We start from the raw sequence: 602 nt of genomic DNA, 5'->3' as shown, positions 1-602 counted from the left end.
GTTCGCCAGCATGATGCGACCGGGAAACAGCGCCCCGTCCGTCTCGGTCGGTGTGGCAAGCACAAACGAGGCCTTCATGGCTGTCAGCTCCGACATCTGCTCCACCACCCAGCGGTCGCTCAGCTCCTGCTCCGGGTCCGCTTCCGGATTGCCCGCCACAAAATTCACCGCATCCAGAAAACGCGCATACACCCGGCGGCGGACCACCGTGGCACCCACCAGGCTCTGCAAATCCTCCGCCATTCCGGTGACAAGACCAGACAGATTGGACACCGTCATCGACGGTCTGGCACTGCTGCCCTTCCCGTTCATCTCAAAGCCGCTGCCGTCAATCGGGTATGCCTGATATTCCCGCCCCTGCCAGGTGACCGGCTCCCCTTTTTCATTCAGCTCATTGCAGAAAAAATAGCGCTCACCGCCCTGCACCGTCAGGTCAATTTCCCAGAGCACCACCCGCGGTGACTGCTCTGATTTAACCGACTCGTTAAGACTTTCTTCGTGGATATCCTGCATCAGTTCACCACCTGCTTAAACTCCGCGCTGAACTCAACGCGCAACATCCCTACCCGCGCAGACCACCCGGCACAGGTCACCTTTATCTG

General features: G+C 59.3%; 1 protein-coding gene. It reads right to left on the bottom strand.

The annotated features are described in order from the left end of the window. Positions 1-513: phage minor tail protein L (locus K0039_RS20280; RefSeq protein WP_228106776.1), on the bottom strand; the 513-nt coding region annotated here is incomplete at its 3' end. Between the last annotated feature and the right edge of the window lie 89 nt (positions 514-602).

It is taken from the genome of Terrisporobacter mayombei (assembly GCF_020748465.1).
Classification (GTDB): domain Bacteria; phylum Bacillota; class Clostridia; order Peptostreptococcales; family Peptostreptococcaceae; genus Terrisporobacter; species Terrisporobacter mayombei.
The sequence above is the reverse complement of the archived record's forward strand: the minus strand, read 5'-3'. Positions and strand labels throughout refer to the sequence as shown.